Below are 24,006 nucleotides of genomic sequence, written 5' to 3'. Positions count from 1 at the left end.
TAAAAGGACTTAGTCCTGTGCAGTACAGAACTAAATCCTTTCAATAATTATTTGTCTAACTTTTTGGGGTCAGTACATTGTTCGCGATTTTTTTATAGTTTCTCATTGATAAAGCGGATAAATTGATTCCACCAAACCTTCAAAAAGAAGGCTTTTTCTACTTTCTTTTCAGCGACCATTTCAAAAGAAGGTTTTTCAGAAGTGAGATAACCTTGACCGACCAAATCCTGATCGTCATAGGTTAGAGTACCGACAACCTTGCCTTCTTCCAGTGGAGCTATTTCTGATTTTGGTGTGAATTGAAGAGCTGATGTTGTTTCACTTCCAACTCGTTGGACGATTGCAATATCTGACTTAGCAATTGCAGCTACCTTATCTTCTTTCCCATCAAGGACTGTCACTTTGCTATCTTTATAGGTTTCGCCTTTCTGAACGACAGTTTTTAAAGCAAAGTTTGCAGAAACATAATCTAAAAGTGAAGAAGTTGCAGTAAAACGTGCATAAGGGTTGCTATCTTGTTGGTCCGCATTTAAAACAACCGTAATGATACGCATCCCTTTCTCAACAGTTGTTCCAACGAAAGAAGCACCGGCTTTGTCGGTAGTACCTGTTTTCAAACCGTCGACACCACCACGATAGGCTGGCATTCCTTCCAACATATAGTTGGTTGAGTGGATTTCAAGTCCAGCAAAAGTAGAAGTTGGCTTTTTGGTGATTTCCAAAACTTGAGGATAATCTCGGATGAGATTACGAGCGACTATTGCAACGTCGTAGGCACTCAACTTGTTTTCATCATCTTTTTTAGAACCGGGATAGATATTATCACCAAGGGTCTCATTATTTAAACCAGTTGTATTTACAATAGTTGCATCTTGAATTCCCCATTCAAGAAGTTTAGCCCTCATTTTATCAACGAAATCTTTCTCAGAACCAGCAATTTTTTCTGCTAGCGCAATCGCAGCACTGTTTGCACTGGATACCATTGTAGCCTCTAATAATTGTTCAACAGTATAATTTCGAGCTTCCATAGGGACGTTACTCGCCTCAGAATTGGTTGTAAGTTTGTAAGGGTAGTCCGAAATATCGACAGGTGTAGATAGGCTGATGGTTCCTTGTTCCAAGGCCTCATAGACCAAATAGACTGTAACAAGTTTGGTAATAGAAGCAATTTCTACAGGCTGATTTGCATCTTTCTCGTAGAGGATTTTTCCAGTTGTAGCCTCGACAGCAATGGCATGTTTAGCAGCAACATCAAACTCCTGAGCAGAAACAGTAGAAACTGTTCCAAAAACAAAAAGTGTTATAAAAGATAGAATTATTTTTTTCATATTAGTTTTATTTTATCATAAAGAAAAAAAATATTCTCGCTTTTATACTAAAGCCATCTTATCTTTTGAAGAAATATGATAAAATAAATAGAGGAGGATGCCTATGTTCCGTAGAAACAAATTATTTTTTTGGACAGCTGAAATTTTATTATTAACACTGATTTTCTATCTTTGGAGAGAGATGGGAGCGATTATTACCCCTTTCGTGACGGTTGTGAATACCATCATGATTCCATTTTTATTAGGTGGATTTTTTTACTACATTACCAATCCAATCGTTACCTTTTTGGAAAAGAGATGTAAGATTAATCGTCTAATTGGTGTCTTGGTCACTCTCTGTGCTTTAATTGGTGCCATCGTTGTAGGGGTTGTTTATCTCTTACCGATTCTGATTAATCAGTTGACTAGCTTGATTATTTCTAGTCAAAATATCTATAGTAGATTGCAGGATTTGGTTATTGATTTGTCGATGAACCCTATTTTCCAGAATATCGATATTCAACAAACAATTCAACAGTTAAATCTCTCCTATGTGGATATCCTACAGAATATTCTTAATAGCGTCAGCAACAGTTTAGGAAGCGTCCTTTCAGCCTTGTTTAGCACGGTTCTGATTCTCATTATGACTCCCGTCTTCTTGATTTATTTCTTGTTAGATGGACATAAGTTGCTGCCTATGTTGGAACGAACTGTCTTAAAACATGACAAATTAAATCTCTCTAGCCTCTTAACCAATCTCAATACAACCATAGCACGTTATATCAGCGGAATTGCGATTGATGCGGTTATTATTGGATGTTTAGCCTATATTGGTTATAGCGTTATCGGATTAAAGTACGCCCTAGTTTTTGCTATTTTCTCTGGAATCGCAAATTTAATTCCTTATGTTGGTCCAAGTATTGGCTTGATTCCGATGGTGATTGCGAATGTATTCACGGATCCTCATCGTATGCTGATTGCGGTTGCCTATATGCTTATTATTCAGCAAATCGATGGAAATGTTCTTTATCCACGTATCGTTGGAGGGGTTATGAAAGTACACCCGATTACGATTTTGGTACTCCTCTTACTGTCAAGTAATATCTACGGCGTCATAGGGATGATTGTAGCAGTACCAACCTACTCTATTCTCAAAGAAATCACTAAGTTCTTGGCAAAATTATATGAAAATCATAAGGAAGCTAAAGAACTGGAAAAATCAGAATCCATTTAGAATCAGGGGAAACCTGATTTTTTTGTGAGCATAATACCGCTAGAATGAAATAAGCTTGAATTGTATAAAGAAGCAGAAGAACAGCACTTTGTAAGATTTAGATTAATTCACAAAATATGTGTAAAACACTTGCAATTTAGCAGAAATTTGATAAAATAGTAAGGAAAGTTAGACTGTATTGCCTACTGTCTATCTATAAAATATATTTTATTGGAGGCTTTTACTCAAATGGCAAAAGAAAAATACGATCGTAGTAAACCACACGTTAACATTGGTACTATCGGACACGTTGACCACGGTAAAACTACTTTGACTGCAGCTATCACAACTGTTTTGGCACGTCGCTTGCCTTCAGCAGTTAACCAACCTAAAGACTATGCGTCTATCGATGCTGCTCCAGAAGAACGCGAACGCGGTATCACTATCAACACTGCGCACGTTGAGTATGAAACTGCAAAACGTCACTATGCTCACATCGACGCTCCAGGACACGCGGACTACGTTAAAAACATGATCACTGGTGCTGCTCAAATGGACGGAGCTATCCTTGTAGTAGCTTCAACTGACGGACCAATGCCACAAACTCGTGAACACATCCTTCTTTCACGTCAAGTTGGTGTTAAACACCTTATCGTCTTCATGAACAAAGTTGACTTGGTAGACGACGAAGAATTGCTTGAATTGGTTGAAATGGAAATCCGTGACCTCTTGTCAGAATACGACTTCCCAGGTGACGATCTTCCAGTTATCCAAGGTTCAGCTCTTAAAGCACTTGAAGGTGATACTAAATACGAAGATATCATCATGGAATTGATGGATACTGTTGATGAGTACATCCCAGAACCAGAACGTGATACAGATAAACCATTGCTTCTCCCAGTCGAAGACGTATTCTCAATCACTGGACGTGGTACTGTTGCTTCAGGACGTATCGACCGTGGTACTGTTCGTGTCAACGACGAAATCGAAATCGTTGGTATCAAAGACGAAACTCAAAAAGCAGTTGTTACTGGTGTTGAAATGTTCCGTAAACAACTTGATGAAGGTCTTGCCGGAGATAATGTAGGTGTCCTTCTTCGTGGTATTCAACGTGACGAAATCGAACGTGGACAAGTTATCGCTAAACCAGGTTCAATCAACCCACACACTAAATTCAAAGGTGAAGTCTACATCCTTACTAAAGAAGAAGGTGGACGTCACACTCCATTCTTCAACAACTACCGTCCACAATTCTACTTCCGTACTACTGACGTTACAGGTTCAATCGAACTTCCAGCAGGTACTGAAATGGTAATGCCTGGTGATAACGTGACTATCGACGTTGAGTTGATCCACCCAATCGCCGTAGAACAAGGTACTACATTCTCTATCCGTGAGGGTGGACGTACTGTTGGTTCAGGTATGGTTACAGAAATCGAAGCTTAATTCGATTAAGTTCCCAGAAGAACAATTATTTAAGTCAGACACTAAAAGAATCTTGCCTTGCAAGGTTCTTTTTTCTTCTTGTTCTATTTGAAGTGCTTCTACTCTAGCAGTATAATCGTTTTTTTGGTATAATAAAGGTTATGGAAATCGAAAAAACCAATCGTATGAATGCGCTTTTTGAATTTTATGCTGCGCTTTTGACAGACAAGCAGATGAACTATATTGAACTCTACTATGCTGATGACTACAGTCTTGCTGAGATTGCTGAAGAGTTCGGTGTCAGTCGTCAAGCTGTTTATGATAATATCAAGCGGACAGAAAAGATTCTAGAAGATTATGAGATGAAATTGCACATGTATTCGGACTACATTGTCCGCAGTCAGATTTTTGACCAGATCTTGGAGCGTTATCCTAAGGATGACTTTCTGCAGGAGCAGATAGAAGTTTTAACAAGCATTGATAATAGAGAATAAGAGGAAGAAAAATGGCATTTGAAAGTTTAACAGAACGTTTACAGAACGTCTTTAAAAATCTACGTAAAAAAGGAAAAATCTCTGAGGCTGATGTCCAAGAGGCAACAAAAGAGATCCGCTTGGCTCTGCTTGAGGCCGACGTTGCCTTGCCTGTTGTAAAAGACTTTATCAAGAAAGTTCGTGAGCGTGCAGTCGGACACGAGGTCATTGATACCCTCAATCCTGCCCAACAGATTATCAAAATCGTTGATGAGGAATTGACAGCTGTTCTAGGTTCTGATACGGCAGAGATTATCAAGTCACCTAAGATTCCGACAATCATTATGATGGTCGGTTTACAAGGGGCTGGTAAAACAACCTTTGCTGGTAAATTGGCTAACAAACTCAAGAAGGAAGAAAATGCCCGTCCATTGATGATTGCAGCAGATATTTATCGTCCAGCTGCCATCGATCAGTTGAAAACACTTGGACAACAGATAGATGTGCCTGTCTTCGCTCTTGGGACAGAGGTTCCAGCTGTTGAGATTGTTCGTCAAGGTTTGGAGCAAGCACAAGCCAATCATAACGACTATGTCTTGATCGATACGGCAGGTCGTTTACAGATTGATGAGCTTCTCATGAATGAGCTTCGTGACGTAAAAGCATTGGCCCAACCAAACGAAATCTTGCTCGTCGTTGATGCTATGATTGGTCAAGAAGCGGCCAATGTCGCTCGTGAGTTCAATGCTCAGTTAGAAGTAACTGGGGTCATCCTTACTAAGATTGATGGGGACACACGTGGTGGTGCGGCTCTATCCGTTCGTCATATCACTGGAAAACCAATCAAGTTCACTGGTACAGGTGAAAAGATTACAGATATCGAAACCTTCCACCCAGACCGTATGTCTAGCCGTATCCTTGGTATGGGGGATATGCTGACCTTGATTGAGAAAGCTTCTCAGGAATACGATGAGCAAAAAGCCCTTGAAATGGCTGAGAAGATGCGCGAAAACACCTTTGATTTCAATGATTTCATCGATCAATTGGATCAGGTGCAAAATATGGGGCCAATGGAAGACTTGCTCAAGATGATTCCAGGTATGGCTAACAATCCGGCCCTTCAAAATATGAAGGTGGATGAGCGCCAAATTGCGCGCAAACGTGCCATTGTGTCTTCCATGACACCTGAAGAGCGCGAAAATCCTGATCTATTAAATCCAAGTCGTCGCCGCCGTATCGCTGCTGGTTCTGGAAATACCTTTGTCGAAGTCAATAAATTTATCAAGGACTTTAACCAGGCTAAACAGCTCATGCAAGGTGTCATGTCTGGAGATATGAACAAAATGATGAAGCAAATGGGAATCAATCCAAACAACCTTCCAAAAAATATGCCAAATATGGGAGGAATGGATATGTCTGCCCTCGAAGACATGATGGGACAAGGTGGAATGCCGGATATGTCAGGTCTCGGAGGCGCAGGCATGCCAGATATGAGCCAGATGTTTGGTGGCGGACTCAAAGGTAAAATCGGTGAATTTGCCATGAAACAGTCTATGAAACGTATGGCCAACAAAATGAAAAAAGCGAAGAAAAAACGTAAATAAAAAAGGAAAGTAGAAGTGCTTACCTTACCAATAAAAAGAACTCTGAATCGGATTCAGAGTTCTTTTGTGTTTGATTGGTTTATTCCCACTCTACAGTTGCAGGTGGTTTACTTGTAATATCGTAGACGATACGGTTAACGTGATCCACTTCATTTACGATTCGTACGGAAATCTTTTGAAGGACTTCCCAAGGAATTTTGGCAAAGTCTGCTGTCATACCATCGATAGAAGTGATTGCACGAATGGCGATTGTGTAGTCATAAGTACGACCATCACCCATAACACCAACTGAACGAACTCCTGTGTTGACAGTGAAGTATTGCCAGATATCGCGGTCAAGACCAGCTTTAGCGATTTCTTCACGCAGGATAGCATCAGACTCACGAACAGTTTCTAGTTTTTCTTCAGTGATTTCACCCATGACACGGATAGCAAGTCCTGGTCCTGGGAATGGTTGGCGCCATACGATGTGGTCTGGCATACCAAGCTCTGTACCGAGGGCACGGACTTCGTCTTTATAAAGAGTGTTCAATGGTTCAATCAATTCAAATTGCATGTCTTCTGGAAGACCACCAACATTGTGGTGTGATTTGATGGTTTGAGCAGTGTCTGTACCAGACTCAATCACGTCAGTGTAAAGCGTTCCCTGAGCAAGGAATTTTACATCTTTTAGCTTGCTAGCTTCGTCATCAAAGACATAAACAAATTCGTTACCAATAATTTTACGTTTTTGCTCAGGGTCAGAAACGCCAGCAAGTTTGTCAAGGAAACGTTTTGAAGCATCTGCTTTGACAATGTTCAAACCAAACTTACCACCAAGCATGTCCATAACTTGGTCAGCCTCTCCCTTACGGAGAAGACCATGGTCTACAAAGATACAGATCAATTGATCACCGATTGCTTTTTGAAGAAGAACTCCAACAACAGAAGAGTCAACACCACCTGATAGACCGAGAAGAACACGCTTGTCGCCTACAGTTTCACGGATTTTCTTGATCTGCATGTCGATGAAGTTGTCCATTGACCAGTCGCCTTTAGCCTTACAGATGTTAAGGGCAAAGTTGCGAAGGATATCATTTCCGAATACAGAATGGCGCACTTCTGGGTGGAATTGGATACCATAAATGTGCTTTTCTGGGTTTTCAATAGCTGCATAAGGACAGTCAGCAGAAGTGCCAGTACGAACGAAATCAGCTGGAATCTCTGTAACAGCATCGCCATGACTCATCAAAACAATCTGTTCTTCAGGAGTCCCTTCAAAGAGGGCAGAAGTGGTATGAGTAAGTGGTGATTGGCCATACTCGCGGTTACCAGCATCACCTGCAGGAACAACTTTTCCTCCAAGTTTATGAGTTAAAAGTTGCATACCATAGCAGATTCCCAAAATTGGAATGCCAAGTTCAAAAATTTCTGGGTCAATATCAAATGAACCATCTTCGTATACAGAGTTTGGTCCACCAGAGAGGATGATCCCTACAGGGTTAATCGCACGAACCTCTGCAGCTGAGATTTTGTGACTTTTTAGCTCTGAAAAAACACCAATTTCACGAATACGGCGTGAAATCAGCTGGTTGTATTGGCTACCATAGTCCAGCACGATGATTTTTTCGACATCTTGCAAATCAGTTGAAATGTTGCTCATCTTTTTCCTTTCTCAAAAGAAATATCTTTTTCAATATTCTATCACAAATAGGGGCGAATTACCAACTAAACAAGGCAAAGTTTGACTTTTTCTTAGCAAATACGGTACAATGGAGAAAATAAAGAAAAGAAGTGAGAATCATGTTACCAGCTTATATGAAAATCCACGATCAGATCAAGAAGGATATAGATGAGCATCATTGGAAAATCGGGGAGAGACTTCCAAGTGAGCGAGATTTAGCTGAACAGTTTCAAGTTAGCCGGATGACATTACGTCAAGCTATCTCTCTCTTGGTTGAGGAAGGGGTTTTGGAGCGTCGTGTAGGGAGTGGGACTTTTGTCTCTAGTACTCGTGTCCAAGAAAAAATGCGGGGAACGACTAGTTTTACGGAGATTGTCAAATCTCAGGGGAAAGTACCTTCTAGCCAACTCATTTCTTACAGAAGAACCATTCCAAATGAGCAAGAGGTCGCAAAGCTGGGGATTACTCCGACAGAGAATATTATCCGCATGGAGCGGGTGCGTTATGCTGACCAAGTACCACTAGTCTATGAAGTAGCATCTATTCCTGAGAAATTTATTAAGGACTTCAAAAAAGAAGAAGTAACTAGTCACTTCTTTCAAACCTTGCAAAAATATGGCTACCGGATTGGCAAATCCCAACAGACCATTTATGCGAGATTGGCTAAGGAAAAGATAGCTCACTATCTGGAAGTCGAAAAGGGGCATGCGATTCTAGCCTTGACTCAGGTTTCCTATCTTGATGATGGGACGGCTTTTGAATATGTTAAGAGTCAGTATGTGGGTGAACGTTTTGAATTTTATCTTGAAAACAACTAGTCTCAGAAGATTAGTTTTTTCTTTTTGAAAAGATTAGAATTGTCAAAACAATCTTTCTAGACTTGATTTTATCCATTATTTACTATAAAATGAGAAGGAAAAACGTCAAACTTTTATATTGCAAATAGGAGAAAAAATGACAAAAACATTAAAACGTCCTGAGGTTTTATCACCTGCGGGGACTTTAGAGAAGCTAAAAGTAGCTGTTCAATACGGTGCGGACGCAGTCTTCATTGGTGGACAGGCCTATGGTCTTCGTAGCCGTGCAGGAAACTTTACCTTTGAACAGATGGAAGAAGGCGTGCAGTTCGCCGCTAAGTATGGTGCTAAGGTCTATGTGGCTGCCAATATGGTCATGCATGAAGGAAATGAAGCTGGTGCTGGTGAATGGTTCCGTAAGTTGCGTGATATCGGGATTGCGGCAGTTATCGTGTCAGATCCTGCCTTGATTATGATTGCAGCAACAGAAGCGCCAGGTCTTGAAATCCATCTTTCAACTCAAGCCAGTGCGACCAACTATGAAACTCTTGAGTTCTGGAAAGAACTTGGTCTAACTCGTGTGGTTTTAGCTCGTGAGGTTTCCATGGAAGAATTGGCAGAAATTCGTAAACGTACAGACGTTGAGATTGAAGCCTTTGTCCATGGAGCCATGTGTATTTCTTACTCAGGTCGTTGTACGCTTTCAAACCACATGAGTATGCGTGATGCTAACCGCGGAGGCTGTTCTCAGTCTTGCCGTTGGAAATACGACCTCTACGATATGCCCTTTGGCCAAGAACGTAAGAGCCTTAAGGGTGAAATCCCAGAAGAATTTTCAATGTCTGCCGTTGATATGTCTATGATTGACCATATCCCAGATATGATTGAAAATGGTGTAGATAGTCTCAAGATTGAAGGTCGAATGAAGTCTATTCACTATGTTTCAACAGTAACAAACTGCTACAAGGCGGCTGTGGATGCTTACCTTGAAAGCCCAGAAAAATTTGAAGCTATTAAACAAGACCTGGTAGATGAGATGTGGAAAGTTGCCCAGCGTGAATTGGCAACAGGTTTCTACTATAGCACACCTACAGAAAATGAACAGTTGTTTGGTGCACGTCGTAAAATCCCTGAATACAAGTTTGTCGCTGAGGTGGTTTCTTATGATGATGCAACCCAGACAGCAACCATTCGTCAACGGAATGTTATCAATGAAGGAGATCAAGTTGAGTTTTATGGACCAGGTTTCCGTCATTTTGAAACCTATATCGAAAATCTTCACGATTCTAAAGGCAATAAAATCGACCGTGCTCCAAATCCAATGGAACTCTTGACCATTAAGGTTCCTCAACCTGTGCAAGCTGGGGATATGGTTCGAGCTCTCAAAGAAGGTCTTATCAATCTCTATAAGGAAGACGGGACAAGTGTCACAGTTCGTGCCTAGATAAGGAAAAGTGAATGATTCAAGTGCAAGGATTGTTGGTAGATAATGAAGGCAGATGTATTCATTACCATGGCGAAAAGGACATCGTTTCCCTCCAGTGTTATGAGTGTAAAAAATACTATGCTTGCTATCAGTGCCACGATGCTATAGAAACGCATTTGTTTTCACCTTACCCCTTGACGCTTACCGAGGATCGACCGATTTTATGTGGGGCTTGTAAGAGGACAATAACATTTCAAGAATACCAAAAACAAATAGCCTGCCCTTATTGCAAATCTCCATTTAATCCAGGGTGTAAACAACACTATTCCTACTATTTCAAATAAAATGAATCTATCCAAGTTCTAAACTTGGATTTTTCAATTTATTTCAGAAAATATAGAAAAAGTGGAAACACATTTCATCATAAAATGATAAACTTATCTATACAGTGGTATAAAAATAGCAAAAATAGAAATAAATCATCTGAAACGCTTCCAACGTAAGTAAAAAGTTGACAAAAACAAATTTTAGGACTAAACTAAGTAAGTAAATTTTAAATAAAAGGAGAATTCATCATGAATTTAACATTTTTCGGTCTATGTCTTGCCTGTATGGGTGTATCTCTTGCAGAAGGATTTTTGATGAACGGTTTGTTCAAGTCTGCAGCACGCCAACCAGATATCATCCCACAATTGCGTAGTTTGATGATCATGGGGATTGCGTTTATCGAAGGAACATTCTTTGTAACTCTCGTATTTTCATTTATCATCAAATAAAGAGAAGTATAAAATGGAAAAGGGAGGATTCTAGATGGAAGAAAGTATCAATCCAACCATCAATATTGGTCCTGTTACCTTTGATTTAACCTTGACAGCATTGACTTTGTTGTCTGTGGCACTGATTTTTGGCTTTATCTATTGGGCAAGTCGTAATATGACTGTGAAACCCAAAGGAAAGCAAAATGTACTAGAGTATCTCTATGACTTTGTAGTCGGATTTACAGAACCCAACGTAGGTTCTCGGTACATGAAAGATTACTCACTCTTTTACTTGTGTTTATTTCTTTTTATGGTTATCGCAAACAATCTTGGTTTGATGGCGAAACTTCAAACTACAGATGGGACAAACCTTTGGACATCGCCAACTGCAAATCTCCAGTTTGACTTGGCTTTGTCATTTGGAATTATCCTGATGACCCATATAGAAGGAATTCGTCGCCGTGGTGTTAAAAAGTATCTGAAAGGCTTTGTTACCCCAGGTTTTATGACACCGATGAATCTCCTTGAAGAAGTCACGAATTTCCTATCACTTGCTTTGCGGGTGTTCGGGAATATCTTTGCCGGAGAAGTGATGGCAAGCTTGCTTATTACTCTTTCTCATCAGGCTCTTTATTGGTATCCAGTCGCATTTGTTACCAATCTTGTCTGGACGGCATTCTCTGTGTTTATTTCCTGTGTTCAGGCCTATGTATTCACAGTCTTGTCTTCAATGTATCTAGGAAATAAAATTAATGATGAAGAGTAGAAAGGAGTAAATGATGCACGTAACAGTAGGTGAATTGATTGGTAACTTTATTTTAATCGCTGGCTCTTTTATCCTTTTGGTCGTCTTAGTCAAAAAATACGCGTGGTCAAACTTGACAAGTATCTTTGAAGAACGAGCTGAAAAGATTGCTGCTGATATTGATGGCGCTGAACAAGCTCGTCAAAAAGCAGAGACTCTTGCTCAAAAGCGCGAAGATGAATTAGCAGGTAGTCGTAGTGAAGCTAAAACTATCATTGAAAATGCTAAAGAGACAGCTGAAAAGAGTAAATCAGATATTTTGGCTGAAGCTAAGCTAGAAGCTGGTCGCTTGAAAGAAAAAGCTAACCAAGAAATTGCGCAAAACAAAGCTGAGGCTTTACAAAGTGTTAAGGGCGAGGTGGCAGATTTGACAGTTAGTCTAGCTGGAAAAATCATCTCACAAAACCTTGACAGTCATGCCCATAAGGAACTCATTGATCAGTATATCGATCAGCTAGGAGAAGCCTAATGGACAAGAAAACAGCAAAGGTAATTGAAAAATACAGCATGCCTTTTGTCCAATTAGTGATTGAAAAAGGAGAAGAGGACCGGATTTTTTCAGACTTGGATCAAATCAAGCAAGTCGCAGAAGAAACGGGCTTACCTTCTTTTTTAGCTCAGGTGGCAGTTGATGAGTCAGATAAGGAAAAAACAGTTCGTTTCTTTCAAGACTCTGTGTCACCTTTAATGCAAAACTTTATTCAGGTTCTGGTTTACAATCACAGAGCAAATCTTTTTTATGATATCATTGTTGATTGTTTGAATCGCCTTGAAAAAGAGACCAATCGTTTTGTAGTCACGATTTCTTCAGCCCATCCTTTAACAGATGAACAGAAGGAACGTCTGCTCCCATTGATAGAGAAAAAAATGTCTCTGAAAGTGCGGAGCGTCAAAGAACAAATTGATGAAGGACTCATTGGTGGTTTTGTCATTTTTGCTAATCACAAGACAATTGATGTGAGTATTAAACAACAACTTCGAGTTGTTAAAGAAAATTTGAAATAGAAAGTGGTGTTCTTTTGGCAATTAACGCACAAGAAATCAGCGCTTTAATTAAGCAACAAATTGAAAATTTCAAACCCAATTTTGATGTATCGGAAACAGGTGTTGTAACCTATATCGGGGACGGAATTGCGCGTGCTCACGGACTTGAAAATGCCATGAGTGGAGAGCTGTTGATTTTTGAAAATGGCTCTTATGGGATGGCGCAAAACTTGGAGTCTACAGACGTAGGGATTATCATCCTAGGTGACTTTACAGATATCCGTGAAGGCGATACAATCCGTCGTACAGGTAAAATCATGGAAGTTCCTGTTGGTGAGGGCCTTATTGGACGTGTTGTGGATCCACTTGGTCGTCCAGTTGACGGTCTTGGAGAAATCCATACTGATAAGTCTCGTCCAGTAGAAGCGCCGGCTCCTGGCGTTATGCAACGTAAGTCTGTATCAGAACCATTGCAAACAGGTTTGAAAGCTATTGATGCCCTTGTTCCGATTGGTCGTGGTCAACGTGAGTTGATTATCGGTGACCGTCAGACAGGGAAAACAACCATCGCTATTGATGCTATTTTGAACCAAAAAGGTCAAGATATGATCTGTATCTATGTAGCGATTGGACAAAAAGAGTCAACTGTTCGTACGCAAGTTGAAACACTTCGTCAGTACGGTGCCTTGGACTACACAATCGTTGTGACAGCTTCTGCTTCACAACCTTCTCCATTGCTCTTCCTAGCTCCTTATGCTGGGGTTGCTATGGCAGAAGAGTTTATGTACCAAGGGAAGCATGTTTTGATCGTTTATGATGATCTTTCAAAACAAGCGGTCGCTTATCGTGAACTTTCCCTCTTGCTTCGTCGTCCACCAGGTCGTGAAGCCTTCCCTGGGGATGTTTTCTACCTTCATAGCCGTTTGCTTGAGCGTTCAGCTAAGGTTTCTGATGAACTTGGTGGTGGCTCAATCACAGCTCTACCATTTATCGAGACACAAGCAGGAGATATCTCTGCTTATATCGCAACTAACGTGATTTCAATCACAGATGGTCAAATCTTCCTTGGTGATGGTCTCTTCAATGCGGGTATTCGTCCAGCTATCGATGCGGGTTCATCTGTATCTCGTGTAGGTGGTTCTGCACAAATCAAAGCTATGAAGAAGGTTGCTGGTACACTTCGTATCGACCTTGCTTCATATCGTGAGTTGGAAGCCTTCACTAAGTTTGGTTCTGATCTGGATGCGGCTACTCAAGCTAAGTTAAATCGTGGACGTCGTACCGTTGAAGTTCTGAAACAACCAGTTCACAAACCATTGCCTGTTGAGAAACAAGTAACCATTCTCTATGCTTTGACACATGGTTTCTTGGATACGATTCCTGTAGATGACATTGTTCGTTTTGAGGAAGAGTTTCATGATTTCTTTGATGCACAACATCCAGAGATTTTGGAAACTATTCGTGAAACAAAAGACTTGCCAGAAGAAGCAGTCTTGGATGCTGCGATTACAGAGTTTCTCAAACAATCCAGCTTCCAATAAGAATAGAGGTGTCAGATGGCAGTATCTCTAAATGATATTAAAACAAAAATCGCCTCAACAAAAAATACTAGTCAAATCACTAATGCCATGCAAATGGTATCGGCTGCTAAACTAGGTCGCTCTGAAGAAGCAGCGCGCAACTTCCAAGTTTACGCCCAGAAAGTTCGTAAGCTTTTGACGGATATTCTGCATGGTAACGGATCTGGTGGTTCTACCAATCCGATGCTCATTAGTCGTCCAGTTAAGAAAACAGGCTATATCGTTATCACTTCAGACCGTGGCTTGGTTGGAGGTTATAATGCTTCCATCCTTAAAGCTGTTATGGAGTTGAAAGAAGAATACCATCCAGATGGTAAAGGTTTTGAGATCATTTGTATCGGTGGGATGGGAGCTGATTTCTTTAAGGCTCGTGGTATTCAGCCACTCTATGAACTACGTGGCTTGGCAGATCAACCTAGTTTTGATGAAGTTCGTAAAATTATTTCAAAAACGATTGAGATGTACCAAAACGAACTTTTTGATGAATTATACGTCTGCTACAATCATCATGTCAATACTCTCACAAGTCAAATGCGTGTAGAACAAATGCTCCCAATCGTTGACTTAGATCCAAATGAAGCAGATGAAGAGTATAGCTTGACCTTTGAGTTGGAAACGAGTCGTGATGAGATTCTAGAGCAGTTGTTACCTCAGTTTGCAGAAAGTATGATATACGGGGCTATCATCGATGCCAAGACAGCTGAGAATGCTGCAGGTATGACAGCCATGCAAACGGCGACTGATAATGCCAAGAAAGTCATCAATGATTTGACAATCCAGTATAACCGTGCCAGACAGGCGGCGATTACACAAGAAATTACAGAAATTGTAGCGGGGGCTAGTGCCTTAGAATAAGGCTTTGCCTCCCTCGTATCAAAATGAACTTAGGACCTAGGTGAACTAGGAACCGACAGTATCTTATATAGAATAGGAGAAGGAGATGAGTTCAGGTAAAATTGCTCAGGTTATTGGACCCGTTGTCGACGTCTTGTTCGCAGCAGGTGAAACACTTCCTGAGATTAATAATGCACTTGTCGTCTACAAAAATGACGAAAGAAAAACAAAAATCGTCCTTGAAGTAGCCTTGGAGTTGGGTGATGGTATGGTTCGTACTATCGCCATGGAATCAACAGATGGTTTGACTCGTGGAATGGAAGTTTTGGACACGGGCCGTCCAATCTCTGTGCCAGTAGGTAAAGAAACTTTGGGACGTGTCTTCAACGTTTTGGGAGATACCATTGACTTGGATGCTCCTTTCGCTGAAGACGCTGAGCGTCAGCCAATTCATAAGAAAGCTCCAACTTTTGATGAATTGTCTACCTCATCTGAAATCTTGGAAACAGGGATCAAGGTTATCGACCTTCTTGCCCCTTACCTTAAAGGTGGGAAAGTTGGACTCTTCGGTGGTGCCGGAGTTGGTAAAACTGTCTTGATCCAAGAATTGATTCACAACATTGCCCAAGAACACGGTGGTATTTCAGTATTTACTGGTGTTGGGGAACGTACTCGTGAAGGGAACGACCTTTACTGGGAAATGAAAGAATCAGGCGTTATCGAGAAAACAGCCATGGTATTTGGTCAGATGAATGAACCACCTGGAGCACGTATGCGTGTTGCCCTTACTGGTTTGACAATTGCTGAATACTTCCGTGATGTAGAAGGCCAAGATGTGCTTCTCTTTATCGATAATATCTTCCGTTTCACTCAAGCTGGTTCAGAAGTATCTGCCCTTTTGGGTCGTATGCCTTCAGCCGTTGGTTACCAACCAACACTTGCTACGGAAATGGGTCAATTGCAAGAACGTATCACATCAACCAAGAAGGGATCTGTAACCTCTATCCAGGCTATCTATGTGCCAGCGGATGACTATACTGACCCTGCGCCAGCAACAGCCTTCGCTCACTTGGATTCAACAACAAACTTGGAACGTAAGTTGGTACAGTTGGGTATCTACCCAGCCGTTGATCCACTGGCTTCAAGCTCTCGTGCCTTGGCACCTGAGATTGTTGGTGAGGAGCACTATGCAGTTGCTGCTGAGGTCAAACGTGTCCTTCAACGTTACCATGAATTGCAAGATATCATTGCTATCCTTGGTATGGATGAACTCTCTGATGAAGAAAAGACTTTGGTTGCTCGTGCCCGTCGTATCCAGTTCTTCTTGTCTCAAAACTTTAACGTTGCCGAACAATTTACTGGCCAACCTGGTTCTTATGTACCAGTGGCGGAAACAGTTCGCGGCTTTAAGGAAATCCTTGAAGGAAAACATGACCATCTACCAGAAGATGCCTTCCGTGGTGTCGGTTCAATCGAAGATGTGATTGCAAAAGCTGAGAAAATGGGATTTTAAGAGGTGATCTATGGCTCATTTAACTGTCCAGATCGTGACACCAGATGGCCTCGTCTATGATCACCATGCCAGCTTTGTATCGGTACGAACTCTGGATGGTGAGATGGGGATCTTGCCACGACATGAAAATATGATTGCGGTTTTAGCGGTTGATGAAGTAAAGGTAAAACGAATCGATGACGATACTCATGTGAACTGGATTGCAGTGAACGGAGGAATTATCGAGATTGCCAATGACATCATTACTATTGTAGCAGACTCAGCAGAACGTGCTCGTGATATCGATATCAGCCGTGCCCAACGTGCTAAACTTCGTGCTGAACGTGAGATTGAAGAAGCACAAGATAAACACTTGATTGACCAAGAACGGCGAGCTAAGGTTGCTTTACAACGTGCCATTAACCGTATCAATGTCGGAAATAAACTGTAAAATAAAAATGAACTTGCTTAAGCAAGTTCATTTTTATTTTACATTAATGTTTAAATGTGATGCAAACGGCTTCGGGAACTCGGAAATCGTTAGAAAGCTCAGCTAATCGACCAGTTTCGGGATTACGTTTAAAGACGGTTGCATTATCTGAATCTTGGTGAACAGCAATGAGAAATTCTTGGTCAGGAGTAAGATTGAAATCGCGCGGATTTTGTCCATGGCTGGGCACAATTTCTAATAATTCCAGACTACCATCAGCTAGGATGCTAAATACAGCAATGGAATCATGACCTCGGTTTGATGCATAGAGATATTTGCCGTCTTTTGAAAGACGAATGGCGGCAGTAGCATTAAATCCCTCATATCCATCTGGCAAAGTCGAAATGACTTGCATGCGTTCAAATTCACCAACACCATCGTAAATCAAGACTTCAATGGTACTGTTGAGTTCACAGATGAGGTAGGCAATCTTATAATGATGATGGAAAACGATGTGGCGAGCCCCTGCTCCAGCTTGGCTATGATAAGTATAGAGTTTACTTAGTTTTCCTTCTGGGCTAACATCGTAGGTCGTTACTTCATCCGTTCCTAGATCACATGTGACGAGATACTGGTCAGGTGTTAGATCTGTAAAGTGGACATGAGGAGAAATTTGATTTTCATGAGGGCCTTGTCCACTATGCTGATCCAGATCCGTTTGGATGAGGCTACCATCCGTTTGACGTTTATAAACCAGAACTTGACCCTTATGATAGTTGGCTCCATAAACGAGACCACGCTTTTCATCCACTGCCACATAACAATGGGGAGCGCCTTCTTCCACCACATGATTTAGCAAAGCGCCATCTGTCTTGTAAGCAGCGATTCCACCTAAACCATCCTGGCTCCCTACGGTGTATAAATGTTGCTGTTGGTCAAAGGCAAGGTAGGTCGGACTTGGTTCAGCAGCAAAGAGTTCAAGATTTGCAAGCTGGCCTGTTTCTGTATTAAAATCTGCCTTGTAAATCCCTTTAGATAAGCGACGAGTGTAAGTTCCAAAATAAACAGTTTCTTTCATGTCCATACCTCTTAATAATGATAAATTTATTATACCACAAAATGAAATTCTTAACTGACTTTCATCATTTTTTGAAAATTACAGAAAACATCTTAGGGAGATTTATTTAGTTTTTACCTTGCTTTCAAAAATCAAAGTGATATAATAATCATATATTGGATTTAAAGGAGTGTTTTATGAAAAAACGTATTTTTCTAACGGCTGCAGTAGCAGTGTTGTCATCAGCACTACTAGCAGCTTGTTCGTCTGGTGGTAAAAATGCCAACCAACCTGTGACTTATACTTATGTCTTCTCATCGGATCCCGCAACTTTGGACTACACAGTTTCTGGAAATTCCAGTACTAAACAGGTGACTGGGAATGTCATCGATGGTTTGCTTGAGAATGACCAATATGGAAATCTTGTACCGTCTGTAGCAGAGGACTGGAGTGTTTCTAAAGATGGTTTGACTTACACCTATAAAATCCGGAAAGGGATTAAGTGGTACACTAATGAAGGCGAAGAATATGGTGAAGTAAAGGCTCAGGATTTCGTGACAGGTTTGAAACATGCTGTCGCTAAGAAATCACAAGCCCTCTATCTCGTACAGGATTCAATCAAAGGGTTGGATGATTATATTAACGGGAAAACAAATGATTTTTCTACTGTTGGAATTAAGGCGACAGATGATTATACACTCGTTTATACGCTTAATAATCCTGAATCTTTCTGGAATTCCAAGACAACGATGGGTGTTTTAGCACCAATCAATGAAGACTTTTTAGCCTCTAAAGGGGATGATTTTGGTAAACCTACTGATGTTACAAGTATTCTATACAATGGTCCTTACCTTCTGAAAGGTCTCACATCGAAATCTTCAATTGAGATGACAAAAAACCAAAACTATTGGGATAAAGGAAATGTCTTCATTGATGATATAAAATTGACCTTCTTTGATGGTCAAGATGCAGACTCTCTTGGTCGTGGTTTTGATGAAGGTCACTACCCAGCAGCTCCCCTCTTTAAGAATTCTGCAAACTATGAGCGATTCAAAGAAAAATACAAAGACAACATTGTGTATGGTCAACAAAGAGGAGGTAGCTACTACATTTCAACTAATATTGACCGTGTAGCCTATAACCATACTTCTAAAACAACGGACGAAGAAAAGACATCTACTAAGAAAGCTTTGTTGAACAAAGATTTCCGCCAAGCCTTGGCTTTTGGAGCAGATCGTAAGGCTGCTGTCTCTCAAGTATTTGGTGATGAAGTTGCCCCTCGTAAATTACGTACTAGCTTTACACCTCCAACGTTTGTTCAAATTGGAGATCAATCTTTTGGTCAAGTAACAAAAGCAGAACTTGACAAGTTGGATACTGCTTGGAGCGATGTTAGCTTGGATGATGCACAAGATTCACTTCATAATGTAGATAAAGCTAAAACTAAACTTGAAGCGGCTAAGAAAACTCTTCAAGCCGACGGTGTTCAGTTCCCTATTCATTTGGACTTGCCAGTATCCTCTACTCAAACGGATTTTGTACGTCAAGCTCAATCGTATAAACAATCAATAGAGGAAGCTCTTGGAGCTGAAAATGTAGTGGTTGATATCCAACAAGTTTCTGATGATGAATTGGGAAGTATGACCGTTCTTGCAACTTCAAAAGACAATATCGACTGGGATATCAATCCAAACAGTGGATGGAGCCCAGACTATGCAGATCCATCAACCTATCTTGATGCATTTGATCCAACATCTGGACCAACTCTTCTTGGAGCACTTGGTATTGCACCAGGATCAGATAGTTCAGCCATTAAGGCAGTAGGATTGGATAAATACAAAGAATTACTTGATGATGCTAACAGTGAGAAAACAGATCTCGAAAAACGCTATTCAAAATATGCTAAAGCTCAAGCATGGTTGACAGACAGTGCTTTGATCATCCCTGTTAACTCTGATGGTGCCCAAATGCTTGTTACAAAGAAAGTTCCAGGAACAGGAGCAGATGGTTGGGTCGGCGATAAAACAGGCGAAAACAGTTATAAATATCTGAAGATTCAAGATAAGATTGTGACAAGTAAAGAAATGGAAGAATTCCGCAAGAAATTTGCTGAAGAAAAAGCAAAATCAAACGAAGAATACCAAAAACAACTATCAAGTCATATTAAAGATTAAATAAATCTCCTCAATTTGATTTGCACCCTAAAAGTTAGACAGAAAAATCTAACTTTTGGGGTGCAGTTCAATAGAGGAGATTTTTCTTTTTGTCTATTCATGTAAGCACTTTAAAAAAGAGTTATTTTAGTCTAAAAATGGTATAATGAGAGGATGACAGAAAGGATGTATTTATGGAACATAAAGAGAAACATTTTAGCCTATCTTGGTTCTTCAAGTGGTTTTTGGATAATAAAGCCATCACTGTATTTTTAGTAACCTTGTTACTGGGGCTAAACATTTTTATTCTAAGTAAGATTAGTTTTATCTTTTTACCAGTTTTGGATTTTCTAGGAGTTGTCATGTTGCCAGTTATTTTATCTGGTTTACTTTATTACCTCCTCAATCCGATTGTGGACTGGATGGAGAAGCACAAGATCAATCGTGTCCTTGCCATTAGTATTGTTTTTGTTATTATTGGACTCTTTATCATTTGGGGGCTGGCAGTCGCAATTCCTAATCTGCAACGTCAAGTCTTAAATTTTGCGAAGAATGTGCCGACATACCTGGAAGATGCTGATAAGGTGATCAATGACCTTGTAACCAAACGCTTGCCAGATGATTTTAGACCACAGTTGGAGCAGGTTCTTTCCAATGTTTCTAGTGAGGCGACCATGTGGGCCAGCAAAATCTCTTCTCAAGCTGTTAACTGGGTTAGCGCCTTTATCAGTAGCGTTTCCCAGGTCATTGTTGCGGTTATTATCGTACCCTTCATGCTCTTTTATCTTTTGAGAGATGGGAAAGGCTTGCGAGATTACCTGACTAAATTCATCCCAAACAAGTTAAAAGAACCTGTCGGACAAGTTTTGTCAGATGTTAATAAACAGTTGTCAAACTATGTTAGAGGGCAGGTTACAGTTGCTATTATCGTGGCAATTATGTTTATTATCTTCTTTAAGATTATTGGTCTCAGATATGCTGTGACTCTAGGGATCACGGCTGGTATCCTTAATCTAGTACCTTATCTAGGTAGTTTTCTAGCGATGTTGCCTGCTTTGGTTTTGGGCTTGATAGCAGGACCTGTGATGCTTTTGAAAGTAATTATTGTCTTTATTGTTGAACAAACGATTGAAGGTCGCTTCGTTTCTCCGCTTATTTTAGGTAGTCAGTTAAACATCCATCCGATAAATGTCCTATTTGTTCTCCTAACTTCAGGTTCTATGTTTGGTATTTGGGGAGTCTTGCTGGGAATTCCTGTCTATGCTTCTGCCAAGGTCGTTATCTCAGCTATCTTTAACTGGTATAAAAAAGTCAGCGGTCTGTATGAAGAAGAAGGGGAGGAAATCAAGAGTGAACAATAGTCAACGCATGCTCCAGGCTTTGGATGAACAGGATTTAACCAAAGCGGATCAGTATTTTCACAAAGCCCTCGAAACAGATTCAAGTGAAGTTCTCTATGAACTAGCAAGCTATCTAGAGGGAATTGGCTTTTATCCTCAAGCAAAAGAAATTTACCAACATATCGTTTCAGAATTTCCAGAAGTGAATCTGAATTTAGCAAGCATTACTAGTGAGGATGGCAATGTTGAGGAAGCCTTTGCTTACCTTGAGGAAATCACACCCGAAAGTGACTGGTACGTGTCGGCTTTGGCCTTGAAGGCTGACCTCTATCAGTTGGAAGGATTGACAGATGTAGCGCGTGAAAAGTTACTGGAAGCCTTAAATTACTCAGATGATGCCTTATTAGTTTTTGGTTTGGCTGAGTTGGATAGCGAGTTAGGGAATTATCAGGAAGCTATTCAGGGCTATGCTCAATTAGACAATCGCTCCATCTATGAGCAAACGGGTGTCTCAACCTATCAACGAATTGGTTACGCTTATGCCCAGTTAGGCAAGTTTGAAGCCGCAACTGAATTCTTAGAAAAAGCTTTAGAATTGGAATACGATGACCAAACTGCCTTTGAACTGGCTAGCCTTTACTTTGACCAAGAAGAGTATCAAAAATCTGTTCTTTACTTTAAGCAGATTGATACCATTTCACCTGATTTTGAAGGATATGAATATGGTTATAGTCAAGCATTGCACAAGGAACATCAGGTGGAAGAGGCCCTTCGTATCGTTAAACAAGGTTTGGAGAAAAATCCATTTGAAACTCGGCTCTTACTGGCTGCTTCTCAGTTTTCGTATGAATTGCATGATCCTAGTGGTGCTGAGCAGTTTCTCCTTACTGCTAAAGAAGATGCAGAGGATACAGAAGAAATTTTTCTTCGCCTCGCAACCATTTATATGGAACAAGAGCGGTATGAAGATATCATCGCTCTCCAAAGTCAAGAACCTGAAAATCTTTTGACCAAGTGGATGATTGCACGCTCTTACCAGGAAATCGAGGATTTAGATAAGGCCCATGAGCTCTATCAGGAACTATCGCCTGACCTCAAGGATAATCCCGAGTTTTTGGAGCAGTATACTTATCTTTTGCGTGAATTGGGATATTTTGAAGAAGCAAAGGTACAAGCTGAAGCCTATTTAAAACTCGTTCCAGATGATGTTCAGATACAAGAACTCTTAGAAACACTTTAAAAGTTATCTCTCTAAAAATGTATCCGTCAATTTGGCAGATACGTTTTTTTGGAAGAAATAGAATTTTTTTTCAATTACTCTTGCTAAATTGTTTATTTATGCTATAATAGGAACAATTATTTTTAGGAGGTGCAGTATGTCTTATATGTTTGAGATATTACCAAGTTTGTTAAACGGTGCAAGTATGACACTTCAGGTCTTTGCTCTGGTTTTAATTTTTTCAATTCCCTTAGGTATTGTCGTTGCCTTTGCTTTACAAGTCCGCTGGAAACCCCTCCATTATCTCATTGACCTTTATATTTGGGTAATGCGAGGGACTCCTTTGCTCTTGCAATTAATCTTTATTTACTATGTTCTTCCTAGCATTGGGATACGTTTAGATCGTTTGCCTGCTGCTGTGATCGCTTTTGTATTGAACTATGCAGCCTACTTTGCAGAAATCTTTCGTGGTGGGATTGAAACCATTCCCAAAGGGCAGTATGAAGCCGCAAAAGTGTTAAAATTTAGCTCCTTTGATACAGTTCGCTATATCATCCTTCCTCAGGTTACAAAGATTGTCTTACCGAGTGTCTTTAATGAAATTATGAGTTTGGTCAAAGATACTTCTTTGGTCTATGCTTTGGGGATTTCAGATTTGATTTTGGCTAGTAGGACTGCAGCCAATCGAGATGCTAGTCTTGTTCCTATGTTTTTAGCTGGAGCGATTTATTTGATCATGATTGGTCTTGTAACCATTGTAGCGAAAAAACTTGAGAAGAAGTACAGTTATTACAGATAGGAGGATTGCTATGTTAGAATTACGAAACATCAACAAGGCCTTTGGTGGCAAACAAATCTTAACCAATTTCAGCCTATCAATTCCTGAAAAGCAAATCCTCGCAATCGTAGGTCCATCAGGAGGCGGAAAGACAACCCTATTACGTATGCTAGCTGGACTGGAAACCATCGATTCTGGGGAAATCTACTATAACGGCGAATCGCTAGCTATAGACGAACTAGAAAAGCGCAACCTACTAGGATTTGTCTTCCAAGATTTTCAACTCTTTCCGCATTTGTCAGTTTTAGATAACTTAACTCTGTCGCCTATAAAAACAATGAATATGGAGAAGGAAATTGCTGAGAAGAAGGCGCGTGGTTTGTTAGAACAACTTGGATTAGCTGGGCATGCAGATGCCTTCCCTTTCTCACTTTCAGGTGGGCAAAAACAACGGGTGGCCTTAGCACGCGCCATGATGATAAACCCAGAAATTATTGGATATGATGAGCCTACATCAGCCTTAGACCCAGAATTGCGATTAGAAGTAGAAAAACTCATCCTTCAAAATAAAGAGCGTGGGATGACTCAGATTGTTGTTACCCACGACCTTCAGTTTGCAGAAAACATTGCTGATCAGATCCTTAAGGTTGATCCAAAGTAGGAGGTGC

General features: G+C 40.5%; 23 protein-coding genes. 20 read left to right on the top strand and 3 right to left on the bottom strand.

The window, feature by feature from the left end:
• Positions 1-92: 92 nt before the first annotated feature.
• Positions 93-1,328, bottom strand: a complete 1,236-nt coding sequence (gene pbp3, locus M1F74_RS05780) for a D-alanyl-D-alanine carboxypeptidase PBP3 (RefSeq protein ID WP_033584128.1) — start codon at positions 1,326-1,328, stop codon at positions 93-95.
• A 103-nt stretch (positions 1,329-1,431) separates the two neighbouring features.
• On the opposite strand from pbp3, the gene M1F74_RS05775 reads away from it, so the two are divergent.
• The 4 genes from M1F74_RS05775 (at position 1,432) to ffh (ending at position 6,022) form a co-directional block, all read left to right on the top strand.
• The gene (locus M1F74_RS05775) at positions 1,432-2,541 is read left to right on the top strand and encodes an AI-2E family transporter (RefSeq protein ID WP_000489825.1); all 1,110 of its coding nucleotides are present in this window, start codon (positions 1,432-1,434) and stop codon (positions 2,539-2,541) included.
• 228 nt (positions 2,542-2,769) lie between these two features.
• The gene (gene tuf / locus M1F74_RS05770) at positions 2,770-3,966 is read left to right on the top strand and encodes an elongation factor Tu (RefSeq protein WP_001040717.1); all 1,197 of its coding nucleotides are present in this window, start codon (positions 2,770-2,772) and stop codon (positions 3,964-3,966) included.
• Between the two features lie 140 nt (positions 3,967-4,106).
• Entirely contained in the window at positions 4,107-4,439 is a 333-nt protein-coding gene (locus tag M1F74_RS05765; protein WP_000402068.1) for a putative DNA-binding protein, read from the top strand.
• An 11-nt stretch (positions 4,440-4,450) separates the two neighbouring features.
• Complete coding sequence (gene ffh, locus M1F74_RS05760; protein ID WP_247946554.1) at positions 4,451-6,022, top strand: signal recognition particle protein; 1,572 nt, start codon at positions 4,451-4,453, stop codon at positions 6,020-6,022.
• Between the two features lie 79 nt (positions 6,023-6,101).
• Here ffh and guaA read toward each other — a convergent pair whose 3' ends face one another.
• Complete coding sequence (guaA, locus tag M1F74_RS05755) at positions 6,102-7,664, bottom strand: glutamine-hydrolyzing GMP synthase (protein WP_000065698.1); 1,563 nt, start codon at positions 7,662-7,664, stop codon at positions 6,102-6,104.
• Between the two features lie 140 nt (positions 7,665-7,804).
• Here guaA and M1F74_RS05750 point away from each other — a divergent pair, with 140 nt between their 5' ends.
• The 11 genes from M1F74_RS05750 (at position 7,805) to M1F74_RS05700 (ending at position 16,812) form a co-directional block, all read left to right on the top strand.
• Positions 7,805-8,503: a GntR family transcriptional regulator gene (locus tag M1F74_RS05750; RefSeq protein ID WP_109289965.1), complete on the top strand. Its 699-nt coding sequence runs from the start codon at positions 7,805-7,807 to the stop codon at positions 8,501-8,503.
• A 136-nt stretch (positions 8,504-8,639) separates the two neighbouring features.
• On the top strand, positions 8,640-9,926 hold the full coding sequence (locus M1F74_RS05745; RefSeq protein WP_000169103.1) for a peptidase U32 family protein: 1,287 nt from the start codon (positions 8,640-8,642) through the stop codon (positions 9,924-9,926).
• Positions 9,927-9,940: 14 nt separating this feature from the next.
• The gene (locus M1F74_RS05740) at positions 9,941-10,252 is read left to right on the top strand and encodes a CHY zinc finger protein (protein ID WP_080585612.1); all 312 of its coding nucleotides are present in this window, start codon (positions 9,941-9,943) and stop codon (positions 10,250-10,252) included.
• Between the two features lie 231 nt (positions 10,253-10,483).
• Positions 10,484-10,684, top strand: a complete 201-nt coding sequence (locus tag M1F74_RS05735) for a F0F1 ATP synthase subunit C (protein ID WP_001054552.1) — start codon at positions 10,484-10,486, stop codon at positions 10,682-10,684.
• Between the two features lie 34 nt (positions 10,685-10,718).
• The gene (gene atpB / locus M1F74_RS05730; protein WP_000392856.1) at positions 10,719-11,432 is read left to right on the top strand and encodes a F0F1 ATP synthase subunit A; all 714 of its coding nucleotides are present in this window, start codon (positions 10,719-10,721) and stop codon (positions 11,430-11,432) included.
• A gap of 13 nt (positions 11,433-11,445) precedes the next feature.
• Positions 11,446-11,940 carry a F0F1 ATP synthase subunit B gene (gene atpF, locus M1F74_RS05725; RefSeq protein ID WP_000558551.1) on the top strand — a complete coding sequence of 165 codons (495 nt, stop codon included), beginning with the start codon at positions 11,446-11,448 and terminating at the stop codon, positions 11,938-11,940.
• Positions 11,940-12,476, top strand: a complete 537-nt coding sequence (locus M1F74_RS05720) for a F0F1 ATP synthase subunit delta (RefSeq protein WP_084940216.1) — start codon at positions 11,940-11,942, stop codon at positions 12,474-12,476. The genes atpF and M1F74_RS05720 overlap by 1 nt, the downstream gene beginning before the upstream one ends.
• Before the next feature lie 14 nt (positions 12,477-12,490).
• On the top strand, positions 12,491-13,996 hold the full coding sequence (atpA, locus tag M1F74_RS05715; protein WP_084854135.1) for a F0F1 ATP synthase subunit alpha: 1,506 nt from the start codon (positions 12,491-12,493) through the stop codon (positions 13,994-13,996).
• A 15-nt stretch (positions 13,997-14,011) separates the two neighbouring features.
• Positions 14,012-14,890: a F0F1 ATP synthase subunit gamma gene (locus M1F74_RS05710; protein ID WP_247946553.1), complete on the top strand. Its 879-nt coding sequence runs from the start codon at positions 14,012-14,014 to the stop codon at positions 14,888-14,890.
• A gap of 85 nt (positions 14,891-14,975) precedes the next feature.
• Complete coding sequence (gene atpD, locus M1F74_RS05705; protein ID WP_000094371.1) at positions 14,976-16,382, top strand: F0F1 ATP synthase subunit beta; 1,407 nt, start codon at positions 14,976-14,978, stop codon at positions 16,380-16,382.
• Positions 16,383-16,392: 10 nt separating this feature from the next.
• Positions 16,393-16,812, top strand: a complete 420-nt coding sequence (locus M1F74_RS05700; protein WP_000940837.1) for a F0F1 ATP synthase subunit epsilon — start codon at positions 16,393-16,395, stop codon at positions 16,810-16,812.
• 43 nt (positions 16,813-16,855) lie between these two features.
• On the opposite strand, the gene M1F74_RS05695 is transcribed toward M1F74_RS05700, so the two are convergent.
• Entirely contained in the window at positions 16,856-17,869 is a 1,014-nt protein-coding gene (locus M1F74_RS05695) for a lactonase family protein (protein WP_247946552.1), read from the bottom strand.
• A 176-nt stretch (positions 17,870-18,045) separates the two neighbouring features.
• Between M1F74_RS05695 and M1F74_RS05690 the strand changes: the two genes are divergently transcribed.
• The 5 genes from M1F74_RS05690 to M1F74_RS05670 all read left to right on the top strand — a co-directional run bounded on the left by M1F74_RS05690 (position 18,046) and on the right by M1F74_RS05670 (position 23,999).
• Positions 18,046-20,022, top strand: a complete 1,977-nt coding sequence (locus tag M1F74_RS05690; protein WP_247946551.1) for a peptide ABC transporter substrate-binding protein — start codon at positions 18,046-18,048, stop codon at positions 20,020-20,022.
• 173 nt (positions 20,023-20,195) lie between these two features.
• A complete protein-coding gene (locus M1F74_RS05685; RefSeq protein WP_000400294.1) occupies positions 20,196-21,362 on the top strand; it encodes an AI-2E family transporter in 1,167 nt (388 codons plus the stop codon).
• A complete protein-coding gene (locus M1F74_RS05680; RefSeq protein ID WP_247946550.1) occupies positions 21,352-22,581 on the top strand; it encodes a tetratricopeptide repeat protein in 1,230 nt (409 codons plus the stop codon). The genes M1F74_RS05685 and M1F74_RS05680 overlap by 11 nt, the downstream gene beginning before the upstream one ends.
• A 136-nt stretch (positions 22,582-22,717) precedes the next feature.
• Entirely contained in the window at positions 22,718-23,359 is a 642-nt protein-coding gene (locus M1F74_RS05675) for an amino acid ABC transporter permease (protein ID WP_000121159.1), read from the top strand.
• A gap of 10 nt (positions 23,360-23,369) precedes the next feature.
• On the top strand, positions 23,370-23,999 hold the full coding sequence (locus tag M1F74_RS05670; RefSeq protein WP_057489050.1) for an amino acid ABC transporter ATP-binding protein: 630 nt from the start codon (positions 23,370-23,372) through the stop codon (positions 23,997-23,999).
• Positions 24,000-24,006: the final 7 nt, after the last annotated feature.

Origin of the sequence: Streptococcus oralis (assembly GCF_023109315.1) — a bacterium.
Classification (GTDB): Bacteria; Bacillota; Bacilli; order Lactobacillales; family Streptococcaceae; genus Streptococcus; species Streptococcus oralis_BS.
This window is presented reverse-complemented; position numbering and strand designations above follow the sequence as displayed.